Origin of the sequence: Chitinophaga sp. GbtcB8, assembly GCF_019091455.1 — a bacterium.
GTDB lineage: Bacteria > Bacteroidota > Bacteroidia > Chitinophagales > Chitinophagaceae > Chitinophaga.
Genome location: NZ_JAGXJN010000016.1, coordinates 84,986 through 109,405, shown reverse-complemented (window position 1 = coordinate 109,405; position 24,420 = coordinate 84,986). Strand labels below are relative to the sequence as shown.

The following is a 24,420-nucleotide window of genomic DNA, read 5'->3' as shown; positions in this document are numbered from 1 at the left end:
GATATAAAATAACAACTGTATTTCACAACACTTAATTATAACAGTATGAAAGTAGTAGTAATTGGCGGTACCGGACATATAGGCACATTTTTAATTCCGCGCTTGATTGAAGCTGGCCATCAGGTAACAGTAGTGAGCCGCCAACAGAAAACCCCTTACCAGATGCATGATGCGTGGCAGGATGTTCAATGGGTAACTTTAGACCGCACACAACTCGAAGAAAATGGCGCTTTTGGCCAGGCTGTAGCAGACTTGTCGCCACAGGTTGTTATAGATCTCATTTGTTTTAAGCTGGAAAGTGCGCGTCAGATAGTTGACGCTTTGCAAGATCGTTTGGCGCACTATCTGCATTGCGGAACCATTTGGGTACACGGGCATAAAGTTGAAGCCCCGTCTGAAGAATCGCACCCAAGGCGTCCTTTGGGCGAATATGGCATTCAGAAAGCAGCAATTGAAGCTTATTTATTAGAAGAAGTAGATCAGGATCGTTTTCCCGCTACGGTATTGCATCCCGGCCATATTGTGGGCCCGGGATGGAACCCTATTAATCCTTTGGGAAACCTTAACCGGCAGGTTTTTTCTCAATTAGCCAATGGCCAGGAAGTACTGATCCCGAACTTAGGTTTGGAGACGCTGCATCATGTTCATGCCGATGATGTTGCTGCAGGTTTTATGCAGGCGTTGATAAACGGGGAGCAGGCAATTGGGGAAAATTTTCATATCCTGTCAGAGAAAGCTATGACCTGGCGTGGATATGCGGAAGCTATGGCTGAATGGTACGGCCAAAAAGCAAACCTGCGCTTTGTTCCCTGGGAGGAATTTCGTCAGTCAGTATCAGAAGAGGATGCCCGTCTTTCCTGGGATCATTTATTGCATAGTTCAATTGGCAGCATTGAAAAGGCGCGCCGGTTACTGGATTACCGTCCCCGGTATAGTTCGTTGGAAGCAATTCAGGAATCCCTAAGTTGGGCGGGAGAGGGGCATTGATTTTAGCCCATATTCCATTGAGTACAAAAACATATTATTGAGCATCTGATTCAAGTCACTAAACAGTTTAAAGCTGGTGGTGGCGCTTTCCGTTACGGATAACTCCTAAGATTTATGTTCACGGCTTAGAAAAAACGTTATCAATTGTTCGGCTGTCTCCACTGGAAATTCCTCCGGAAAGAAATGCCCGCCTTTTACAGGCCCGCCTGCAACGGTATCGGCCCATAGGTTCCATATTCCGAGCGGTCCTCCCTGCGGCTCATACCAGCGGTTTAATCCACCCTCAGCTGACCAGATTGCAAGTAGAGGACATTTAATCTTTATCCCTATCTCACGATCCCGCTGATCATGGTCACGGTCTACAGTAGCAGCTGCGCGGAACTCCTCGCAGATTGCATGGACCCGGGCGGGATCTTCCAGTGTTTTCTGATATGTACTGCGCACCAGCGGATCAAAAGATGAAAATGAAGAACCCCACATCGTAAGCGTATGATCAATGATTGTACTGGCAGAAGATGCAACCAGTTCTTCAGGCAATGGAGCTGGTTGCGCCATAAAAGACCATGGCCAGAAGGCAAGCATTAGCTCCGGGTTAATCCTATTCCAAACTTCCAGTCCGGGAATGATATCCAGCACAGCCAGGCTGCTGATTGCCCCGGGATGATCAAGCGCCATACGATAAGCCACACGCCCGCCCCGGTCATGGCCTGCGACAACAAAGCGGTCAAAGCCAAGTGCTTTCATTAAAGCCACCATATCATTTGCCATTGCACGTTTGCTGTATCTGCTGTGGAAGGGGTCTGATCCGGGACAACCACTCTCACCATAGCCGGTGAGATCAGCGCAGATAACCGTAAAATGCCCAGCCAAAAGGGGGGCTACATCCCGCCACATCACATGCGTCTGAGGAAAACCGTGCAACAATAAAACGGGATAACCGGAACCTGCTTTCCGGATGAAGATCTGCGTATCCCCCACAGGAATTAACAGTGCGTCAAAGCCGCTGAAGATCTTGCTTTTCAATTGGTAAATTTTACTTGCTTTGTGAAATGGTTACGTCTTGTATAAGCTCCGCACTAAAAACGTTTATGGACAAATGTAAATATGGGTATAATACCAACCAATTTAATATACTTTTCAATGCAGCAATATTGGACTGGCATTCGTTTAAGTCGCTCCTGGACAAATTTAGCTATATTTTGTAGCCATAATGTACAGACCTTTTACCTGCAATGGATCTGTCAACTTTAAAAGACCCCCATAATTGCCGGAACCCTTTTTGTTCACTCTTGTTTTTTGGATCAAATCGACAAAAAACTGAACAAAATTTAAGAAAGATATTTTATTTCTTCGCAGGGCTACGATCTCAGCGCTGGAAATGATTGTGATTACTTCTGAGGCAGGTAATAGATCCTTTCATTTTACCAGGCGCATTCACCGGATGAACGTATTGAGGCGGTCGTTCATAGCGTTAGAAATAATTACTAAAATTCAAATAAGTTCAACAAAAAGCGTTATGCGTAAATTATTCTTATCGTTGCTGGCAATGATATCTTTTCAATTCTTATTTGCCCAGCAGAATTCTCTAACCAAATTTCCACAGGGATTTGCACCCAACGATGTGGGCAAACGATTGGCTTACCATTTCGTGGACGGCCGGCATGAACTCTATGCAGGACGGTACATTCACTATGCTGAAGTTTGCACCTGGAATGGTGCTTTGGACTACGCTGTAAAAACAAAAGATCAAAAGCTTATCAAACTTTTGCAAGATAAATTTGAACCCCTCTTCACCCGGGAAAAACCATTACTGCCTCCCATGAACCATGTGGACTACAATATGTTTGGCAGCATTGCCCTGAAATTCTACCAGGTAACTAAAGACGAACGTTATAAGAAAATGGGGCTGGCCTATGCCGATACACAATGGGAAGTGCCGAAGGATGCGAAACCGGATGAAAAAGCCTGGGCGGATAAAGGGTATTCATGGCAAACCCGTTTGTGGATCGACGATATGTATATGATCACTGTTGTGCAGATCGCGGCCTATAAAGTAACCGGCGACCGCAAATATATTGACAGAGCCGCAAAAGAAATGGTACTATACCTGGATGAGCTGCAACGCCCGAACGGGCTTTTCTACCACGCGCCGGATGTTCCATACTATTGGGCAAGAGGAGCTGGCTGGATGGCAGTAGGTATGCCCGATCTGCTTCGTGAGCTGCCTAAAGATCATAAAGACCGCCCGCGTATTATGCAAGGTTACCTTACCATGATGAAAAGTCTGAAAGAGCACCAAAGACCAAATGGAATGTGGAACCAGCTTATTGATGAAGCAGATTTTTGGCCGGAAACATCCGGTACAGGAATGTTTACTTATGCATTTATCATGGGCGTTCAGCAAGGGTGGTTAGATGCGGCTGAGTATGCTCCGGCAGCACGAAAAGCGTGGATGACTATGATCTCGTATATTGATGAACGTAATAATGTAACCGAAGTTTGTACCGGCACAGGCAAAAAGAATGATAAACAATATTACCATGACCGCCCACGTAATGCGGGAGACCTTCATGGGCAGGCACCCTATCTGTGGTGCGCAGCTGCACTTTTAGGGAAATAGCTGCGAAGTTTTATGCTGCCGTTGGTGTTGAGGACCTTCCACAAAGGCCAGAACACCAACGGCTTAGCCTGAATACCCGTTTCCCTTGCCTGTGATCTGATAGCTTCCCTTTTACACTCCACGATTTTGGAACGATTCGACAAAAAGTTGAATAAACCGTACGGGAAAAGAATTTTTACTTCGTACTACAATATTAGATTAATGATTCCACAAAGATAGACCACGTTGATCAGTTTCCCGCTAAAGGAAAAAGGCACGTCCACTTATGAATTACCCAGAGAGGCGGGGATTTACTCAATAGTAGACAACTATAAGATTGCACCAGCCAATATGAACCTTCCGCTCATTAATGGGCAGACTGGTATCCTATGTGCATCAACCAAATACATGCTAATATAAATTTCATCGCGATAACGACTAAATGATCATTATGGAGAAAAACTATACAAAAACCAAGAAAACCCAGGCTTCTTCTTTCTGTAAGAGGTTCTTATTGCCTGGATTATCCGCGGCCTTATTGTTTTTACTGTTTTCCTTTTGTGCCCACGCACAAAATCAGACCATAACAGGCCGGGTTACTGACTCCCTGGGCAATGGCATAGCTGGTGTTACAATTGCCGCTAAGGGAACAGCAGTGGTTGCAAAAACGGATGTTTGGGGAAACTTTAGTATTCAGGCCGGTAAAGGAGTAAGCCTGAGAGCATCACACATAAGCTATAACAGCAGGGAGGTGATACCGGATGGTAAACCTTTGACTATTATACTGCAACAAGCTACCAACGACCTGAATAATGTGGTTGTTATTGGTTATGGCACCATGAGGAAAAAAGACCTTACCGGGGCAATAACTTCTATCCGCCCGAATAAGATTGCAGACGAGAATCCTAAAACGGTTCAGGACATCATACGCGGAACACCTGGTGTGAGCGTAGGCTTTGATGCTTCTGCAAAAGGAGGTGGTACAATACGGATCCGGGGCCAGCGTTCGGTTTATACGGATGGCGGGCATAATGATCCTTTGCTGATACTGGACGGTATGATCTTTTATGGAGAGCTGTCTGAAATTAATCCCGATGATATTGACCAGATCGATATCCTTAAAGATGCGTCAGCTGCTGCAATTTATGGGGCAAAATCAGCCAACGGGGTTCTTATCATAACTACAAAAAAAGGGAAGAAGGGCAAGCCTACTATTAGTATGACGGCCAATTTTGGGCTTGCTGATATGGCCGCAAACAGGAAGGTTTTTGGCCCCGAAGGTTATATGCAATACCGGGAGGACTGGTATAAGGCTGCTACGTATGGCATCAATACAACAACCGGAGCTTATGAACCTTATATATCAGAAACGGCAACAGCGGGTAAATTAGGATACTATGAAATGCCAACCGGTGATATGCTGAACAAATATGGGATCACTATTGACGACTGGAGAGCCTATTCAACGAATCCAGCTAATGCATCTGATAACGAAATCCGGGCCAGACGATTAGGTCTTCAATTTACAACATTGGATAACTATCTGAAAGGTAAAAGCTTCGATTGGTATGACCATAGCTTCCGTACCGGTTTTAACCAGGATTATAACCTCAGCGTATCCGGCGCCAGTGATAAGATCAATTATTATTTGTCGGCAGGTTATCTGTCTAACCAGGGAGTGGTTGTGGGTGATAATTACAGGGCAGTACGCTCCAACTTAAAAGTAGATGGCAAGGTTACCGATTGGCTGGATATCAGCGCCAATGTTAATTTCCAGGACCGGTCCGACGGAAATATTGCAGTTAACTGGGGATCGCAGATTACTAATAACAGCCCTTTTGCATCTTACAAAGACGAGGAAGGAAACCTGGAAATACATCCTATGGGCGATGAAATGACTGCCAGCAAAGGGTATAATTTTGATTTCAATAAACAGTATATGAAACTTGAAAGAGGTTATACTGTTCTGAATACCATTTTTTCCGCCAAAGTAAAATTGCCTTTTAATATCAAGTACTCTTTCAATGTTTCTCCCAGGTATCAGTGGTATAATAACCGCTATTTTGAATCGGCGGAGAACCCCGACTGGCTGCCAATTAATCATGGTGTAGACCGGAACTGGGCAAAACGTTTTGACTGGTCTTTGAATAATACGCTCAGCTGGGAAAAAACTTTCGCCGAAAAGCATACGGTAAATATAACCCTGGTTCAGGAAGCAGAAGAACGGCAGTATTGGAGTGATGTTATTAATGCACGTAATATTTTGCCAAGTGATGCATTGGGATTCCATGAAACTTCCACCGGCGATCCGCTTAACAGCAGCTTTAATACGGACGATTCCCGTGAAACGGCTGATGGTATGCTTGCACGTTTGTTTTATTCGTATGATGACCGTTATATGTTAACGGCCTCTGTGCGCCGTGACGGCTACTCTGCTTTCGGTACTTCGAATCCGCGGGCCACCTTTTTTTCAGCAGCTTTGGCCTGGACATTTACCAATGAAAAATTCTTTAAATGGAATGTATTAAGCAATGGTAAATTGCGTTTATCCTATGGGCAAAACGGGAACAGGTCGCTCGCCAATCCTTATATCGCATTGGCCAATCTTGCTAATGGCGCAACCACCCAGGGTTACGTAGATGCCAACGGTAATTATATCCAGTATTACTATTTAAGAATTGACCGCATGGCAAATCCTCATTTGCAATGGGAAAAAACCACCGCATATAATATCGGGCTGGATCTCGCTTTCTTAAATAACCGGATCAGCACTACGCTCGATTATTATTACATGCCCACCACTAATATGATCATGAGCCAGTCGTTGCCTGATTTTTCCGGTTTTACAAGTATCACTACCAATTTAGGAGAAGTACAAAACAAGGGGTTCGAGTTTTCAGTCAGCGCACAAAATATAAGAGCGCCCAATTTCAGCTGGAATACTACTTTGGGGTTCTCGAAATATAAAAACACGGTTAAGCATCTTTATTATCAGTATGAGGATGTGTTAGATGCCAATGGAAATATAGTAGCCACAAAAGAATCTGATGATATATCCAACGGATGGTTTGTAGGACAACCGATCAGCAGCATCTGGAACTACCGTGTAACAGGAATATGGCAGGTAAATGAGGCGGCTGAAGCTGCCAAATACGGCCAACGGCCCGGCGATCCTAAAGTAGCTAATAATTACACGGCAGATGATATTAAAAACACGGATGGAACTACAACGGCCGTTTATAATAATAAGGATAAGGAATTCCTGGGCCAGACTACAGCACCCATTATGTGGTCATTGCGAAATGATTTTACCTATAAAAACTTCAATTTCTCATTCAACATCTATTCTTACTGGGGCAATAAAAGCACAAGTACTTCTTACCTGAACCAGGATAATGGCGTTTCGCAGGTTACGTACAATGCCAATACGTATGAAAAAACCTATTGGACGCTTGATAAACCGAGCGATTTTTTTGGGCGGCTGGATGCGAGAGGACCTTCCGGAGTTTCCGCCCCCAACAGGGTATTTGATCGTTCTTTTATCAGGCTTGATAATGTAACAATTGGTTATACAATGCCCCACAAGCTTATTTCACGGGCAGCAATTGAAAACCTGAAATTATATGCTACGGTTCGCAATGTGGCTGTGTGGAAAAAAGATAAGAACTGGAATTACTGGGACATAGAAACCGGTGATATTGCACCAAGGATCTACACACTTGGATTAAACCTGACATTCTAACGCGAACTACATGTGGCTAAAATCAAGTAAAAACATTCAGATGAAAAACAATTATACAACAAAGATCTTTCTGGTGGCGATTGCATTAGTAATGATTAGCGCCTGCAGTAAGAAATATCTTAATCCGGATCCTTTATCTTTTTATGAGCCTGAAGCTACTTTCTCTACCAAATCAGGGCTTGATGCTGCCATAGCAATGTGTGACAAGCATCTGCGGAGCTACTGGAGCTACATTACAACAAGGGATATTTCGGTTCCCATTAACACCGAGTATATGTTGTCAGACATGGCGGTATCCGGTAAAACGGACGATGGAAGTATTTTTGCAGATGTGGCTACACGCCTTACTCCAACAGACGGGATGTACACGAATGATGTGAACATGCTGAGCTATTTCTGGGGAGAAACTTATAATGGCATTAAGTATGCCAATACGATCACCTCGTTTATTGATAAAGTTCCCGGCCTGGATGAAGCTACAAAACATGAATACATCGGCAGGGCCTACTTTCACAGGTCATTCCGTTACCTGGCCTTATGTTTTCAGTTTAACAATGTGCCTTTAATAACCCAGATCCCATCTACTCCAAAACAAAACTATAAGAGCACCAGCCGTGAAGCTATTTTAGAAATGATCACCAAAAATATGGAGGATGCCGTGCAATGGGTACCTGATCAGTCCAGTATGGCTTATGTAGGAATGATCAATAAAGGCGCCTGCCGTCAGCTGCTGATCAAATGTTACCTTGCCACTGGTCAATGGGACAAAGCTATTGCGCAAGCCGATATATTAATTAATAATTCAGGTTATTCATTAATGACAAATACGTTTGGTACATTTGAAAGCCCGCTGGAATCCACCTGGCATATTACGCGGAACGTGATATGGGACCTGCACCGTCCTGTGAACAAATGTATCCCGGCAAATAAAGAAACCATTCTTGCAATGCCCGACCGTGATAATACGGATGCCGCAATAAAAATGCGTACCATGCGGAACTGGGGCCCGATGTGGAATGTTTCTGCATTAGTTTCACCTGCAGGAAAATTTATGCAATGTTACGCTTCATCAAGCAATTCTTACCGGGTTAACCTGGATTTTAACTCAGCTGTGGGCCGTGGTATTGGAATGATCAGGCCTACCTATTTTGCGGAGCATGATCTTTGGGACGTAAACGGAATTAATGACACTGCAGATCTGCGTCATAACAGCAGGGTAGGTAATTGGGCAGTAATGGATTCTCTGAAATATAATGATCCTTCAGATGCCCTGTACTTCGGTAAAAACGTGAGACTTTATAATGGCGACAGGCTTTTGTGTACCGATACGGTACGTAGCTGGTTCGACTGGCCGCATTATAAGGTTTTTGCAAATGATCCTGATCATATCGGCAATCCTGCGAGTAATAACAATAGGGGCGGATCGGCCGACTGGTATTGTTACCGTCTTGCAGAAACCTATCTGCTTCGTGCTGAGGCCCAATTTTATAAAGGGAATACGGGCGCAGCTATAGCAGATGTAAATATCGTAAGACAAAGAGCAAAATGCCAGCAATTATACACTACTATTACTATTGGTGACATTGCCAATGAACGTGCCCGTGAATTATGGATGGAAGAATGGCGGCATATGGAACTAAGCCGTATGTCCTATAGCCTGGCCTTAAGTGGTAAACCAGATGAATGGGGAAATACCTATAACGTAAATACCCTTTCAGATAACAGCTATTGGTATCAGCGCATACAACATTACAGCAATTATTACAACAAACACAAAGTAATTGTTAAGGGCAGATCCTATACCATAGCGCCACATAATATCTACTGGCCAATTCCTCAATCGGCTATCGATGCAAACCTGTACGGAAAACTGAGCCAAAACCCCGGTTATAACGGTTATGCCCCGGGTGTGGAAATGTGGACGAAATGGGAAGATGCGGTTAATGATGAGGACAAAAATTAAGGAGGAGGCGTGCTGGAGGATCCGTTAGGTATAACATTAAAAAGTTAAACAATGAATCTGAAAAAAATACAAATCGGAATGGAAAAACACGGACGAAGCGCTTTTTGTGGGTGAGAGATCGCAGGCCAGGGATAAGAGATACTTATGTTTGTGAGGCTGGGGAAGATGCTATTTCTAATACTAGCTCAACAAGTACGGCTAAGTGGATACCAATTGTAGTATTGTAAAACCTACTCTCTTGGCAATGAATCAAAATATTCGATGGGCGACATTTTAAAATACTTCTGAAAGTTGCGGCTGAAAAGGCTTTGCGAGCTGTAACCTATCATCTTTGAAATTTCGTAAAATGAAAATTCATTTTGGGCAATTAAGCTGGCAGCTTGTTTAAGGCGCGTGATGTCAATTAATTCTTTTGGAGATAGTGAGGATAGGGATTTGATCTTGCGGTATAATGTAGTGCGGCTCATGAACATGTGTCCGGCAAGCATATCAATATCAATGTTGGGGTCTTTAATATTTGTTCTGATATATTCATCCAGTTTCTTTAAAAAGGCTTCATCTGTTTTTGAATGCGCCATTACCCTTACATCTTCAAAAGGCGAGCTGGCAAAATGCTCCTTTATCTTACGGCGGTTTTTAAGCAGGTTGGAAATCTGTACCTGCAGCAATTCTGATGAGAAAGGTTTTTGTATATAAGCATCTGCCCCTACTTCCAGTCCTTCGATGTGGGCCTTATAGGTGTTTTTAGACGTTAATAAAATGATAGGGATATGGCAGTATTCAACATTGGATTTAATTAGCCGGCACAGCTCAAACCCGTCAATTCCCGGCATCATAATATCTGATATGATGAGGTGTATAATTTCTTCGCCCAAAACGGTTTGTGCAATTTCTCCGTTGGTTGCAAGGTGCAGCTGGTAGGAATCTCCCAAAACTACAGATAAGAAATCCAGGATATCTTCATTATCGTCAATAATAAGAATACTTTCGGTCATACTATTTTATCTTTTTCCAACTGCTTAATTGAAATTCAAATTTTTGGTGTATCGGCAGCTGCAGTTCAAATATAACTAAATCAGTTTTGCCGGAAATCAATCGGAGCGATCCGTTGTGCAGCTCTGTGAGCGATTTGGCCAACGATAGCCCTATACCGGTTCCTGGTGTATCATCTCCACGTAACCTTACAAAGGGCTCAAATATCTGGTCTTTAAACTCTTCCGGTATGCCTTTGCCATCGTTGTTAAACCGGATCGTAAAATATTCATCGGAATCGTTGACAGTGTTTATATTAATGGTGGCCGTGGCAGCCGCATATTTAATAGCATTTGACACTAAATTGGTACATATTTTACTGAGCGCCTCCCGGTCTACAAAAGCCATAAAGTGTTTCTCCGGTAATACTACATTCAGGTCAATTTTTTTTCGTGCAGCCTGTTCTTTAAAGCCCGTTACCAGATCAGCTATCAGCGCAGCAATATCTGTTTTTACAAAATTCAGGCTGAACTGGTCCGCCTCAGTTTTTCTAAAGTCGAGTAGCTGGCTGGCCAGCTCTATCAGGCGCCGGGTGTTTTTTTCAGCTATTGCAAGGCTTTTTTTAACATCCGGTTCTTTGTCAAATTTTTTGCTCAACCACTCAATAGGTCCTGCTATAAGCGTAAGCGGGGTTTGTATTTCATGAGTGATATTGGTAAAAAATTCGATTTTGGCCTGGTAAATTTCCTTTTCCTTTTCATGTTCAAATAACTGCAGCTTCCGCAGATTTCTACGCTCCAGGTACTGACGGTATAAACGGTCCGTGATGAATATAATAGTGCCTAAAAGCAGCAGGTATAAAATATAAGCGGAATTGCTTTTCCAAAAAGGCGGCAGGATCTTGATGAACAGCCGCCGCTCCCTGCCCATCCAGCTTCCTGTGTTGCTTTCAGCGTGAACAGTAAATTCATAAGTGCCGTGGGTAAGATCGGTAAAATAGGCTTTACGGTTAGTAGTGAGATAGGTCCAGGGTTGGTCAATGCCTTTCATCAGATATTTGTACCGCGTTGCTCCGGGCGACGAAAAGTTCAACGCGGCAAATTCAATACTAAAATTGTTTTGATCGTACTTCAATATAACCGTGTCTGTGTATAAAATAGATTTGGAAAGGGGGCTGTTATGCCCACCGGGTACTGCTTCTATATTATTAATCTGGAAACCTGTAATATAGGTAGGCGGGCTGGGCTCCCTTTGGTTAAATAAAACCGGGTCAAAAGCAATCATTCCTTTAACGGAGCCAAAGTACATCTTACCATCAGTATGTTTATATGCTGAGTTGTAGTTGAATTGATCCGTTATCAACCCGTTGGCTTGTGTGTACACTTTTACCCGTTCTGTATGCAGGTCAAAACAAATAAGGCCTTTGGAGGAGCTGATCCACAAATGTTTTGACTGGTCTTCCAGGATGCTGTACAATACGTTGCTGGGCAGCCCGTTTGCGGTTGTATATCTTTTGATGGTTTTCCGGTCAGGGCTTAGTTTTATAAGGCCACAGCCGGTTGTGGCAAACCATAAAACATGGTTGCTGTCTTCAAAAATATTGTACACAGGAAATTCGTTGATGGTCTTTCCCTTGGTGGTATCGCCAAAATGTAAATTCCCGCGCCGGCCGGTTTTAGGATTATAATAAAATGCACCTTCCTTTACGCTGCCTGTCCAGATATTCCCGGCTGAGTCTTCAAATATATCGTAAATATAAGTGTTGTATGGTATCTGGCTAATACGCTTAAATGTTTTGTGATGCGTATCATACTCAAACAATCCGGCATTACGATATGCGGTACCCACCAGCAGCTTATTGTTTTTTGTCCGGTAGATTGAGATCACAAAATCACTTACCGGTCCGGTGCTGTCGCCAATAAGTTTAAACCGGTTTGTAACCAAACCTGTACGCACATCCATTATTTCCAAACCCTGTAAAAAAGGGCCGATAAATAACTCGTTCCCCCAGGAAAACAGCCCATGTATATTATCGTAAGAGATACTTCCTTTTTTGCCGGTAGCGGTATAGTTTGTAAATATTCCTGTTTTTAAATCCAATTTGCTGATGCCGGCATCTTCAGTGCCGATCCATAAGTGGCCGCTGCTATCAGAACAGATCTCTCTTACCGCATTTCCTGAAATAGCATTAGCCCCCGGCAGCGGATAATACTTTTCAAATCGCGCATTGACCTTTGAATAATAATTTAACCCGCCGAAAAAAGTACCTGCCCACATCCCCCCCTGGTTATCCCTGCATATTGCATAAACAGCATTGTCTGCCAGGGCATAAGGATCGCCTGGCCGTTTTCTCAGGCTTATGCTTTTATGGGTGGCTAAGTCATAAATATAAATTCCCGATTCGGTAGCGATCCAGTATTGTCCATCGTTACCCGCTGCAATGTCCCGGACAAATATGTCTTTATTTTTATCCGCATCCAGTGATAAGGATCTGACGATGCCGGTTTTAGTATCATAGCTTTTTAATCCCTGCTTAAAACAACCTATCAATAGTTCGCTATTACGGATGGGGTATATTTTGCTAATAGACCGGGCATTTGCAGGCAAATTTTTATTAACGACCCTTATCCTGGCAGCAGGTTTTGTTTTGGGATTGTAAATATGAATATTGCCATCATTATCTCCCATCCATAAATTCATATTTGAATCCAGCGCAATACAGGATGCCTTTGTTTTTAAATCCTCAACCCTGTTCTCTGCCTGTATGTATTTATACAGGGAAAACTGAATGAGGAACCATAGGTTATTATCCTTGTCTATTACAATATTGTTGGTATATTCTTTCGGGACGGTTTCCAGCTCAGTGAGAACTTCCTTGTACGGGTTATATTTAAAAATGCCTTTGCCGGTAGCTATCCAGATCATCCTGTTTTTATCCTCGGCTATACAATTAATAACATCATTCCCTAAGCTGCCGAATTTATCGTTATTGTTTTTGTAGGCTTTAAAAGAGTATCCGTCAAAACGGTTCAGCCCACCACGGGTTCCTACCCATATGAAACCTGTACTATCCTGTATTACAGCGGTTACCGAATTGTGCACTAACCCATCATCCACCTGGTAATGCTTAAAATAATATTGTCCATAACATGAAGAAATGGTAACCTGGAATAGTAAGCTCAGCAAAATAATATAACCGAAGGATCTCATCATTACTAAATCCAAATATAAATAATGAGATCAAAATATGATAGGTTAATTGTATCACCTGCTGCAGAACCTTCCACATATTGGTACGATAGGTCAAAACATTGAACAATATTAGAAAAGCCGGTCAGGAAACCATCCATTTGGTGTTGGAAGTACTAAAACATAGAGCTGCTGTTTGCATGGTTTTTGTGTCGCTGTAATCAAGATCAAGCACCCCACATGGAAAAACAGTTGATAACAGCCTGCACTAGCGCAGAAAGAGCCTGTACACAACTTTCCGAAATCATAAAGGAAAAGATCTGGAGGAATGGGCCTATTGCCTTCCAGGAGTACATGGAAATGGCGTTGTATTACCCGCAATTAGGTTATTATACCTCTGACCGGGATAAAATTGGCCCCAAGGGAGATTATTACACCAGTACCAATTTAAGTACAGTTTTTGGGGCCATGATCGGGCGTCAGCTCGAAGAAATGTGGAATTTGATGGGGCGGGGAACATTCACCATTGTAGAATATGGAGCGGGAACGGGTGCACTTTGCCATGACGTGCTGCAGTACCTGAAAGGCAACCAGCTATTTTATGATCAGCTGAGGTATTGTATCATTGAAAAGAGCCCATTCATGCGCAAGACCGAAAAAGCCTATCTCCCAGGCGAGAAGGTAAGCTGGTATGATTCCATTGCTGCAATTGGCCCAGTTACCGGCTGCATATTATCTAATGAACTGCTGGATAATTTCTCCGTTCATGAGGTTGTTATGGCGGACGAACTTATGGAAGTGTATGTAGGCTATGAAAATGGTTTTTTTGAATTGCTGCGCCCGGCTTCGGAAGCACTTAAGAGTTATATGAAGGAGCTACATATAGTTTTGTCAAAGGGTTTTCGAACAGAGGTCAATTTGCAGGCAATAGACTGGATGAAGGAAATTGCCTGGTCCTTAAAAAAGGGATTTGTACTAACTATTGACTATGGTTACCCTTCTGCAGAACTGTACAGCCAGTACCAATGCAATGGTACACTTATATGTTATCATGAACACAGGATAAATGTGGATCCTTATCGCCATATAGGGGAGCAGGATATCACCTCTCATGTTAACTTTTCTGCATTAGATCACTGGGGTTCAATAAGTGGATTGGAATGCTGCGGATTCACGGAACAAGGTCATTTCCTGCGATCCCTCGGCCTGATGGATTATTTGCGAACGGAGGAACAAAAGAAAGAAGATAACTTTTCTTCCAGTCCTGAAAAGGCGGCGGCGATCCATTATCTTCTAAACGGCATCGGGACTAAGCTAAAAATTTTCATCCAGCGAAAAGGGGTGACGCCGAAAGAATTAATGGGGTTTTCACTTATCAGGATGGCAATATAAGCAGCGTATTTCCCCGCTAATAGGAACTCATGCCGGTAATATCAAGGCGTTACATCCCAAACACCCGCCTCTTTTCCTCACGAACCAGCCATAGCCATACTTCCCCGGGACATGCTGTTTGAGCATCTGTTCCTTCATCTTTTCAGAAAGGAGGCTTTCTGCATAAAGTCCCTGGTCTAATTTATACAGATCTCCGGTGGTTGAATACTCTGTTCCTGCGCCATCAATATTTTCCAGCGGAAAATCAATATCAACGGATGCTGTTTGAGCCGCGTCCTTATATCCTTTTGCTATTTTATTAAGGGCTGAATTTTTAAAGAATTTTGCTTATTTTAAAGAAACCCAATGCTAAGCTCCAATGAAGACAATTTTCGTTCTATATCTGTTTGCGCTTTCCTCCGTTTCCTATGGGCAGGAAAGATCAGTGAATGTAAATGGCAATAATTACCATGTTTTTGTAAAAGGATTTGAAAACAGAGTGGCAAATGCACCGGCTATAATCTTTGAAAATGGGATGGGGGTTGATCTGGGGAATTGGAAGAAAATATTGGATCATGTGTCATCATTTGCACCTGTTTTTGCATATGACCGTGCCGGAATAGGCAAAACCGGTAAAATTTTCAAAATGCCTACCGCAAAATTTGTATCTGAAAATCTGCATGATATTTTGAATACTTTAAAAATAGCACCTCCATATATACTGGTGGGGCACTCTCTTGGAGGTGTTTATATCAGGAGCTTTGCAGGTTTTTACCCCAATGAAATTTCCGGCCTGGTGTTTATCGATCCCGCCGATTTTACGGAAACCAAAAATGATTGGAATGCTATTTTTAGAACAATGGGGGTTCCGGAAAAGAAAATTGACGAAATGTTATACAATCGTCTTTATCAGCAAAGAACCAGCATTGATTCAGCAAATTTTGGACCCTGGAGCGAAAGGCAGGTTTTAAATGATCTGAGAAAAACAGATTTTTCAGAAATTTCGAAACTCCCATTACCCAATGTGCCGATTTACTTTTTTGTTGGCGGAAAATTTGAAGTTCCTCCTGCGCAAAGAAGTAAAGATTATGACCACGAAGCTTTTTTTCATATAAAGAACAACTCAAACATGGAACGATGGAAAAAGCTAATGTATTCATCAGGTAAAGGCGGGGCGCTTATTTACCTTACTCATGCTGGGCATTATATACACTGGGATGATCCCAGATCAGTAATTAATAGTATTAAACTTTTGGTTGAAAGTCTGAAAGAATAATTTATCTCCAATGCAAAATGACCAATATGCTGTTTCCATTGACTGTATAATTAAACAAAAAAAAATGGAGAGACAATACAGAAATCAATACATTCGATAGCGGCGGAATGTGCATGGGATTTCATGGATGTTAGCATGTTAGTGAAATCAATTTGTATCAGTTATTTTAAACTCAAACCTAGCTATGATAGACGAATCAAATGGTTACGAAAGTATTGCAGAAATATATATTAATGGGAGAGGCCGGGCGATTAATGGAATAGGTGCGTCAACTGCCCGCGCTTGGGCCCGAACTTTAAAGGCAGGTTCCATAGTGCTGGATCTTGGATGCGGAACCGGCATTCCGGTCACTAAGATCCTGCTTGAGGCGGGATTGAACGCCTATGCAGTGGATGCATCTCCCAAAATGGTTGAAGACTTCCGGCAGAATTTTCCCGATGTGTCTGTTGTTTGTGAATCAGTTGAGCGGTCTCCTTTTTTTAATCGCACCTTCGACGGCATTATTTCCGTTGGATTGATGTTTCTGCTCTCTGAAGAAACTCAGCGGGCCTTAATCCACAAAATGGCTGCGGCTTTGAATCCCGGCGGAAAATTATTGTTCACCGCTCCTGTTGACAAAATTGAGTGGAAAGATGCGATGACGGAACAGGCCTCGAGATCTTTAGGAGCTGGACAATATAGAAAGCTAATTTCAACTTCGGGATTATCCATCGGTGAAGAGTTTGATGATGAAGGTGGGAACCATTATTTCAGTGGTATTCGGCCAAGTTAGGCAACGCTATTGAACGGTAATAGGAGATTCTTCTAAAAGCGCCCAGCTGAATTTCGCGAACATCGACCCCAAAGTCCACCAAATTACAAAAGTTCAGTATTTGATTGTCACGCCCGCAATGCCAAATTGAGGTTAGTGGCAGGTTGGCTATTGTATTTTTGCCGCTTGCATTTTATAACCGTTATCATCAATGTCAAAGCCTACTACTTTATTGTTTTTATCTTTTATAAATTTTACTTCTGATCCAGCCATTTCCAACATAAAGAAATCAGTATCAGAAGTAAAATAAATTTTGTGTTTCGTTTTACTGTCCAACCTTATCATCAAACCTTCTTTTTGCAGTGTAACAGTAAGGGTATTCCTATGTAGTTTGTAGTTTCCTACGTATGATTTCAATATTTCGTTATTTACGGTAACAACCTTTTTAATTTTCGGAGTATAAAAATCTTTCCAGTTATAAACAGCAGCCAGGGAATTGACTACTTCGCTTAACAGACTCCAATTATCGGTATTGGCCATCACTACGGCTCCATTCCCGTTTTCCATGCTGCCGAAGTATGCCGCCACAAAGCCTTCATCAGAACCATCATGATTAAAATATTTTTCATTTCCCTTTTTAATAATAAACACTCCTAGCGCTGCAGAGCTATCAATATAAGGGGTCAATCTAAGCCTGGTTGTTTCCTGGGAAAGTACTTTATTGCTTTTTCCTTGTAAGGATAGTTGCGTTTCTATAATATATTTAGCTAGATCTGTTGGGTTTGTCCATAGGCCCGCAGCAGCTTGTTCAGGATAAATATGATACTTCCCTTTCACGGCTGCCCCATCATTATAATAACCTGTTGCTAATAAATTTTCTTTATCCGCAGGCGGCGGTTGGGTATAAAAACTATTGCTCATTCCCATTGGGTTTAACACATTGTTCCACATGTATGTATCGTACCGTTGCCCTGTTACATCTTGCAATATCAGCTGTGATATGGTTGTTCCTCCACCTGAATATTGAGATTTAAGAGATGGCTCATACATTGACCGGATCGCTTTATTGTTAGCCGGCTTTTCGCCATTTAAAATTTGTATGAGTGCAGGTATGGTATCTCCTTTTTCATAACCGTCAAATCCGTGTACGGTTAATCCTGCTGTATGACTTAACAGATTTGCTATCGTTATTTTTTTTCCTTTTGATAGAGAGTCATAGGGGAATTTCCATGATTTCAAATAAATATTAATATCTGAATCAAGGTTCAATTTGCCTTCCTGTACTAATTTTAAAATACCAACCCCGTTTAATGATTTGCTGATTGAACCTGCCTGGAATTATGTGCTTGTAGTAACAGGCCGTTGTTCCGCACTATCTGCCCAACCATATCCTTTTGCCCACTCGATTTTATAATCTTTTATCAATGCGATACTTACTCCATTTATATGATTACTTTTCATTCTGTCGGCAAGTGTAAATTGCTGATTTCCTATTTGCACCCATAAACCTAAATTGTTTTCGAACTGTTTAATTTTTGCTTGTACTTCTTTAGAATAGGTTGTATTATTATTTTGTCCAAGCAGAATATTTGTTTGGATACAAAAGAATAGGGATAAAAAAAGTAGTGTAAAGGCTTTTGTGTGTTTAGTCATAATAATGTATTATAAAAAATCTATTGTACTGACAAGACCCCGCGCAGACCGAAAGTTTTTTGTTAATCCATTACAGGGATAGTGTAGTGAGAAAGGCCGCCACCACCAGCTCTTGTACTGGGATAGAATAACATGATCTGATTTGATCAAAGCCTTTTAAAGATCCAGGTGTTTACTTTTTTGCTACAATCTTTATATTGAATTCAACGGAATCCGAAATAGTTTGATCAGCTAAATTATCATAGAACTTCCCTGAATTATAACGGACATCCCATAGTGTCCGATCAATGATCAGTTTGCCAAACGCATTCACAAATCCGCCCTTAACTTCTGTTTTGGCTGGAAAAGTAACCGGGTGTGTGATACCCTTAATAGTTAAATTCCCGGTAACCGTTTTATTCTCATCATTTACTGCTGCAACTTTGGTAATTACGATTGTAGAAATGGGAAATTTTTTAACATCAAAAAAATCAGGACTTTTTAAGTGATTAATAAGGTTATTACCAGTCCCGTGGCCAGGACCCTCAATTTTGTTCATGTCCATTTCAACTGTACCACCCATAAGTTGACCGTTTCCAATCATCAATTCTCCTTTTGATATATAGGCGTACCCGTCATGCTTCCCCTGGACGCTGGAACCGGTCCATGTTACAACACTTTCCTTTGTATCTATTATAAAATATTTTTCATCCACAACATGTAAGGGTAAGGAGCTTGCCGATGCACTGTTTTTATTTTCCCCTGTTACAGGTCCACCACATCCGAAGAATAAATGAGCAATAATTAAAATTAAGTAAGCGGTTGACAGCTTGTTGTTCATACTATAGGATTACGTTGATTAATAATAATTGACAAATGATCTTAAAATCAGCAATACACATTATTGCTAACCTTTTTTGCTTTTAAAATCCGTGACGGTCTTTCCATCATAACAATACACTCCGAAAAGAGATCTATATAAAATACTTCCGTCATTAGCTTCTAACATCCCACAAAGCATTCCTTTACTTCCTTCATATTTTGACTTTACCCCGGTTACAGTTAGCTTTTTATTGAAGTACCCAATCATTCCCAATGTTCGGTTTATTGGGTTTTACTTTACCAGTAGTCCAGATGTTTCCTTTTTTATCTTCGATTATTGCAGAAGCACCCCTCTGCGATACCTTTGTAAAGGCACTGCCGTCATAACGCCAACATCCCAGAATCTGCGCGAACCAATTTTACTTGAGATTTTGGTAAACAGTTTTCCATCGTATCGGAAAACACCATCCCATGATGCAGCAAACAAAATGTTTCCGTTTTTATCTTGCTTTACATTCCGAACCATCGTGTGAGGCCCGTAGGTAGTGACGGTGTCTTTGATATCGTTATTGATATTATCTTTATGTGGTTCAGTTTGCGTTTGTCCACAGGCGGTATGAAGAACAACCACCAGGAACAAAGCATATACTTGTATGTATTTCATAATTTACTTGCTCAGCAACCGCCTTTGCGAGGGGGATGTTTATAAATTATTTTACTATCCCGTTCTGCATATTCGCCCGATACTATTGAATATGCATACTTGGGCGCGTGCGATACGCTATGGCTTCTTATAATTATTTTGTCGTTAACCTTCAGACTATGTAGCTGCTGAGGCTCATCGTCAAACCTGAGAATATAATCGTCACCATTAATTCTGGCCATTACTCCGAAACCTAATCGTGAGCCTGGCGGAAGAGAAAGAGAGGTTACAACTGCCGTCATATTGGTATAATCATTAATGTGTTTCCTTATTTTAGCTTCAGCGGCATACACTTTTTTACCTTCAGGAGACGCTTCCCATTTTTTGAACAGTAGCCCACCAGGGGTAGCCTCCCATTGTTTCAATGCGGCTTCCCTTTCAGCAGCAGAGAGTGGCTTTGGGGCCGGTTTTTTAGAAGTTTCATTTTTGATTTCGCGATTGGCAAATACTAGTCCGCTTACCACAACCAGCAGTAAGGTCAGCGCATAAATAACTTTTTTCATATTTTTCATAGTTTTAATTAACATAGATCTCCAGATAAATCAGATCCGTTTAAGGCATCTTTTTAGTTTTCGTATCCTTTTAAAGTTGATGCAACAAAAATACTTTGATAATATTCAGACGAAGGCACCTGGATTGTAAATTAAAATGTAACCTTTGTAAATAATATCTTGACATTATGCCTGATATCCGAAATCTCCTGTCCGGAAAACGTAAGTACGTGGGTGGATTGTTACTACTCATGTTTATCTCTATAATCGGCCTGGCTTTCAGTTTGGCTGGCAGTGACGGCTATGATGTCGCCCGGAGAGAAATCTTACTCCGCCGGATCGGCCATGAAATATTATTGCAGTCCGGCGACAGTACATCACGGGTACTTCCGGTAAAAAAGATCGCCGAAAATGAATACCAGGTCAGTTTTGAGAATGATCTTACCTTTCAACCCGGCTTCCTGGTGAATACTACCCAGCGTTTGTTAGCCGGAGACCCGCTTACACGTGATTATGTTGTTAACATACTGAACTGTGCAGATGGCAGTGTAGCTTATGGATATGCCATATCCAAAGATTAGGAAGATGATATTGTAGCCTGTTTAGGAAGGAAGCAACCCAAAGCATGTTACCTGATCGACATTAAATTTAAACCAACGGCTATCATTACAGCAAAGACTAAATATTTCCTGGGGACAATGTCATTTTTAGCATTAGCCGGATTTATTTTTTTGAGACCTGTTAAGCAGCGGAAGGCCTTACCGGAGAGTGGGAATACTGATATGTCAACACCTGAGAGCCGGCATACTGATATGTTCACTTTGGGCTCAATGTCGTTCGACACAGAGGCCCGTAAGCTCATGATAAATGGAAACACCATAGAGCTGACCAGGACTGAAACCCGTGTACTACGCATTTTCGCGCTGTCGCCTAACAAGGCTATAGATCGAAGCCAGCTACAAAAAGAGATATGGGAAGATGTAGGTGTTATAGTAGGCCGCTGCCTCGCTATGTTCATATCAAAACTCAGAAAAAAACTGGAATTTGATCCGAACATCAAGATTGTTGTTATACGCGGCAAAGGTTATAAGCTGGAAATTAGCTCTTAAAAAGAATCCCCTAACTCAAAACAGATCTTTTAGGATATAAAAACGGCACCATTTGAAGACAAATGGTGCCGTTTTGCTTTGGTCGGGATGACTGGACGACCGAGGACCCACTCAGGAGCGGGTTTGCGCCGAAAAAAGCATTTGGTTCACCAGTTAGTTCCTGCACGTTTTGTGTTAAAATAAGCTGGTAAAGTCAAAACGAATTTTTGGAATTTCATTCCTTGAAATGCTTTCTGTCAGGACGACAGTTCGACCAATGTATTCTCAAAAAAATAAAAGTCAATAATTTGCAGCCAATAACCAGTTGGATTTGCCAATTAGTCCCTGTGCCTTTTTTGTAAAGAACTGCGTAGCTAAGATAATACAATTTGATATGATTTTGTACGCCTATTGGCGGTTTTGGTCGGAACGGAAATATTTTGATTCCAATAGGTCGCAACTCTTCGGTTCTCGTATTTTATATCGTCATTTTATTAGATATAATTTAGAACAGGCGCCAAATATAAAGGTCAGGCTCTGTCAGCCTGACCTTTATCTGCAATTGTTATTCGGATTGGACCAATTACGCTATAAAATTTATTCTGTTCAAACTTTATCAACTGGTCAAATGTCTTCTTCTATTCTTCGTAAATTGCATAGATGCAGGAGCCCACAATCCAGTATGCATTCATCGTAGAAAACCTAGTATAGAAAATGGCGGCATCATCACTATACATTAAATTATTGTATATTGTGAAATAGGATTTATTTCAACCCTAAAACATGAGTGTTGCAACTAATTTTGGAAATTTCTGTACCAACCGATTAGTCGACCTCGCTGAAAACGTTTACCCGGCTAAGTTAGAAATTAGCGGTGATCATTCCAAATGATATAAAATGATGCTAAAACAATCCATGGTTTCAAATTGGGTAAATTCAAAATCCGCGACACCGTCGCGGATTTTCCGTTTAAGTAACTGAGATTCCCCATCGCTAATTTGAATTGCAGTGAAAGCAGTCCAGGCCGAGGGCTCCCCGAGCACTTTTTAATCTTCAATTGTGACGTGCGCAAATCTATGAACAATAGGTGAAAGCCAGATGAGATTCACGAGTGTGAAGGTAGCGTCCGGTTTACATGAGCACGAGTAACAGTCTAAAGATTTAGATAGCGTAAAATAAAAGCAAATAAACTTATCTAAATGCGCGCTAAAGGCATCTCCTTACCTTGAAATACCTTTTTTTCGGGCGCCTTAAGTGATAATTAAGTGATCGTTACTTCAAGGTGAATTGTGGTTACATTACGGGGTGATGAATGGATTAAACCATATAAGACACATAAGCTAATTGACTTTATGTCTTATATGGAAAATTCAATCTGTGATCAAAATAGTTGCTTTGTTTCTGACTGCAACGGCTGTGAGTATTAATTCCAACCACCGCCAAGGGAGCGGTAAAGCTCAGCTACGGCGCTAAGCTGCTGGCGCTTTACTGAGGCCAGTTCCAGTTCGCTTTGCAATACATTACTTTGGGCGGTGATGACCTCCAGGTAATTAGCCATGCCATTTTTAAACAACAGATTGGCATTGCCTGTGGCCTGCTGTAAGGTGCGTACACGGCTGGCAATAATAGCCTGCCGTGCTTTCAACTTTTCAATTTTAACCAATGCATCGGATACTTCACTGGCGGCATTGAGCACTGACTGGCGGAATTGCAGCACCACCTTCTCGCGCTCAATTTTTGATACTTCGTATTGGGTCTTCAGTTTTCTGCGGTTTAAAACCGGTTGTAAAACACTTCCGGCGACAGTTCCGAACAATGATGCCGGTATATTGAACCAATTGCTGGCTTTCAATGAATTTACGCCACCCGTGGCTGTTATATTTAGTACCGGATACATGCTGGCTTTATTAAAGCCAACATTTGCGTTGGCCACACTAAGCGCTAACTCGGCACTGCGAACATCAGGTCTGCGGCTCACTACCGCTGATGGCAGACCAGCAGATATGCTTTCCGCCACAGTAAGCTGGTTTAAACGCGTACTGCGCTCAATATGATCCGGCAAAGCGCCGGTAAGAACGCGCAGGGCATTTTCCTGTATGGCGATGTTCTGCTCAAATTCAGGCACCAGGCCGGCAGCTGCCAGTTGCTGTGCTTCTGCCTGCTGAACAGCCAGCGAACTGACCTGTCCTGCCTGCAACTGCAATTTGATAATTTTCAGTGTACTATCGTTCAACCTGAGGTTGCGCCGGGCAATATCCAGCTGTTCATCAAGCATCAACAGGTTATAATAGCCTTGTGATACAGATGACACAATATTGGTCTGGATCGCCTTCCTGGCTTCGGCGGTTTGCAGGTATTTTGCCAGCGCAGCTTTGCTTTGATTGCGGATCTTGCCCCAGATATCGGCCTCCCATGACAAGGAAAGGCTGGCGTTGTAATCTTCGATATGGTTAGTGCCTAAAAACTGTCCCAGGGTCAGGCCATTCAAACTATTGTCTGATGGGCGGTTGGTATTTGCAGAAACGTTTAAACTTACCTGAGGCGTATAGTTAAATTTGATCTGTTTGAACAGCAGTCGTGAGGATTCCATGTTTCTTAATGCGATCTGCATATCAAAGTTATTTTTGATCGCACTATCGATCAGCTTTTGCAGGATCTCATCGGTAAAAAAGTCTTTCCACTGTATGTTAGCGATGCTACTCGTATCGGCAGTGGCAACTGCATTCCTGAACGCTGAAGGCAATGCTAGTTTTGGAGTTTCCATGTTCCTGGAAACGTTACAGGCGTTTATGATCATTAATAAGATTGCTGCGCTTAATATCTTTTTCATCTGT

General features: G+C 42.0%; 18 protein-coding genes and 1 pseudogene. 9 read left to right on the top strand and 10 right to left on the bottom strand.

Annotated features, from left to right (window positions below; all coding sequences use genetic code 11):
• The first annotated feature begins 45 nt into the window (after positions 1 to 45).
• Entirely contained in the window at positions 46 to 987 is a 942-nt protein-coding gene (locus KVT36_RS15945) for an NAD(P)-dependent oxidoreductase (protein WP_217604469.1), read from the top strand.
• A 105-nt stretch (positions 988 to 1,092) separates the two neighbouring features.
• On the opposite strand, the gene KVT36_RS15940 is transcribed toward KVT36_RS15945, so the two are convergent.
• Entirely contained in the window at positions 1,093 to 2,010 is a 918-nt protein-coding gene (locus KVT36_RS15940; RefSeq protein WP_217604468.1) for an alpha/beta fold hydrolase, read from the bottom strand.
• A gap of 418 nt (positions 2,011 to 2,428) precedes the next feature.
• Here KVT36_RS15940 and KVT36_RS15935 point away from each other — a divergent pair, with 418 nt between their 5' ends.
• The 3 genes from KVT36_RS15935 (at position 2,429) to KVT36_RS15925 (ending at position 9,291) form a co-directional block, all read left to right on the top strand.
• A complete protein-coding gene (locus tag KVT36_RS15935; RefSeq protein WP_254640033.1) occupies positions 2,429 to 3,607 on the top strand; it encodes a glycoside hydrolase family 105 protein in 1,179 nt (392 codons plus the stop codon).
• Between the two features lie 430 nt (positions 3,608 to 4,037).
• Positions 4,038 to 7,328: a SusC/RagA family TonB-linked outer membrane protein gene (locus tag KVT36_RS15930; protein WP_217604467.1), complete on the top strand. Its 3,291-nt coding sequence runs from the start codon at positions 4,038 to 4,040 to the stop codon at positions 7,326 to 7,328.
• Between the two features lie 40 nt (positions 7,329 to 7,368).
• Positions 7,369 to 9,291 carry a RagB/SusD family nutrient uptake outer membrane protein gene (locus KVT36_RS15925; protein ID WP_217604466.1) on the top strand — a complete coding sequence of 641 codons (1,923 nt, stop codon included), beginning with the start codon at positions 7,369 to 7,371 and terminating at the stop codon, positions 9,289 to 9,291.
• Between the two features lie 230 nt (positions 9,292 to 9,521).
• Here the strand turns inward: KVT36_RS15925 and KVT36_RS15920 are convergent, their stop codons facing one another.
• Positions 9,522 to 10,286, bottom strand: coding sequence for a response regulator (locus KVT36_RS15920; RefSeq protein ID WP_217604465.1), 765 nt, complete (start codon positions 10,284 to 10,286; stop codon positions 9,522 to 9,524).
• 1 nt (position 10,287) lies between these two features.
• Positions 10,288 to 13,476 (bottom strand): two-component regulator propeller domain-containing protein, encoded by a 3,189-nt coding sequence (locus KVT36_RS15915; protein WP_254640032.1) that lies wholly within the window; start codon positions 13,474 to 13,476, stop codon positions 10,288 to 10,290.
• 216 nt (positions 13,477 to 13,692) lie between these two features.
• Here KVT36_RS15915 and KVT36_RS15910 point away from each other — a divergent pair, with 216 nt between their 5' ends.
• The 3 genes from KVT36_RS15910 (at position 13,693) to KVT36_RS15900 (ending at position 16,871) form a co-directional block, all read left to right on the top strand.
• Complete coding sequence (locus KVT36_RS15910) at positions 13,693 to 14,844, top strand: class I SAM-dependent methyltransferase (RefSeq protein ID WP_217604464.1); 1,152 nt, start codon at positions 13,693 to 13,695, stop codon at positions 14,842 to 14,844.
• Positions 14,845 to 15,202: 358 nt separating this feature from the next.
• Positions 15,203 to 16,099 (top strand): alpha/beta fold hydrolase, encoded by an 897-nt coding sequence (locus KVT36_RS15905; RefSeq protein WP_217604463.1) that lies wholly within the window; start codon positions 15,203 to 15,205, stop codon positions 16,097 to 16,099.
• Between the two features lie 184 nt (positions 16,100 to 16,283).
• Positions 16,284 to 16,871, top strand: a complete 588-nt coding sequence (locus tag KVT36_RS15900; RefSeq protein ID WP_217604462.1) for a class I SAM-dependent methyltransferase — start codon at positions 16,284 to 16,286, stop codon at positions 16,869 to 16,871.
• Between the two features lie 147 nt (positions 16,872 to 17,018).
• Here the strand turns inward: KVT36_RS15900 and KVT36_RS33210 are convergent, their stop codons facing one another.
• The 6 genes and pseudogenes from KVT36_RS33210 to KVT36_RS15875 form a co-directional block, all read right to left on the bottom strand.
• Positions 17,019 to 17,390, bottom strand: a complete 372-nt coding sequence (locus KVT36_RS33210; RefSeq protein WP_368670028.1) for a DUF3471 domain-containing protein — start codon at positions 17,388 to 17,390, stop codon at positions 17,019 to 17,021.
• Positions 17,382 to 18,176 (bottom strand): annotated as a pseudogene (locus tag KVT36_RS33205) (serine hydrolase domain-containing protein); the annotation flags it as partial. The pseudogene KVT36_RS33205 and the gene KVT36_RS33210, both read right to left, overlap by 9 nt.
• A gap of 12 nt (positions 18,177 to 18,188) precedes the next feature.
• On the bottom strand, positions 18,189 to 18,503 hold the full coding sequence (locus KVT36_RS33200; protein ID WP_217604460.1) for a serine hydrolase: 315 nt from the start codon (positions 18,501 to 18,503) through the stop codon (positions 18,189 to 18,191).
• Positions 18,504 to 18,675: 172 nt separating this feature from the next.
• Positions 18,676 to 19,323 carry a YceI family protein gene (locus KVT36_RS15885; RefSeq protein WP_217604459.1) on the bottom strand — a complete coding sequence of 216 codons (648 nt, stop codon included), beginning with the start codon at positions 19,321 to 19,323 and terminating at the stop codon, positions 18,676 to 18,678.
• 315 nt (positions 19,324 to 19,638) lie between these two features.
• A complete protein-coding gene (locus KVT36_RS15880) occupies positions 19,639 to 19,968 on the bottom strand; it encodes a hypothetical protein (RefSeq protein ID WP_217604458.1) in 330 nt (109 codons plus the stop codon).
• An 11-nt stretch (positions 19,969 to 19,979) separates the two neighbouring features.
• On the bottom strand, positions 19,980 to 20,510 hold the full coding sequence (locus tag KVT36_RS15875; protein ID WP_217604457.1) for a hypothetical protein: 531 nt from the start codon (positions 20,508 to 20,510) through the stop codon (positions 19,980 to 19,982).
• A 176-nt stretch (positions 20,511 to 20,686) separates the two neighbouring features.
• Between KVT36_RS15875 and KVT36_RS15870 the strand changes: the two genes are divergently transcribed.
• Together KVT36_RS15870 and KVT36_RS15865 are read left to right on the top strand one after the other, a co-directional pair.
• Positions 20,687 to 21,079: a hypothetical protein gene (locus KVT36_RS15870; protein ID WP_217604456.1), complete on the top strand. Its 393-nt coding sequence runs from the start codon at positions 20,687 to 20,689 to the stop codon at positions 21,077 to 21,079.
• 201 nt (positions 21,080 to 21,280) lie between these two features.
• Positions 21,281 to 21,607, top strand: coding sequence for a winged helix-turn-helix domain-containing protein (locus KVT36_RS15865; RefSeq protein ID WP_217604455.1), 327 nt, complete (start codon positions 21,281 to 21,283; stop codon positions 21,605 to 21,607).
• A gap of 1,402 nt (positions 21,608 to 23,009) precedes the next feature.
• Here the strand turns inward: KVT36_RS15865 and KVT36_RS15860 are convergent.
• Entirely contained in the window at positions 23,010 to 24,416 is a 1,407-nt protein-coding gene (locus KVT36_RS15860) for an efflux transporter outer membrane subunit (protein ID WP_217604454.1), read from the bottom strand.
• Positions 24,417 to 24,420: the final 4 nt, after the last annotated feature.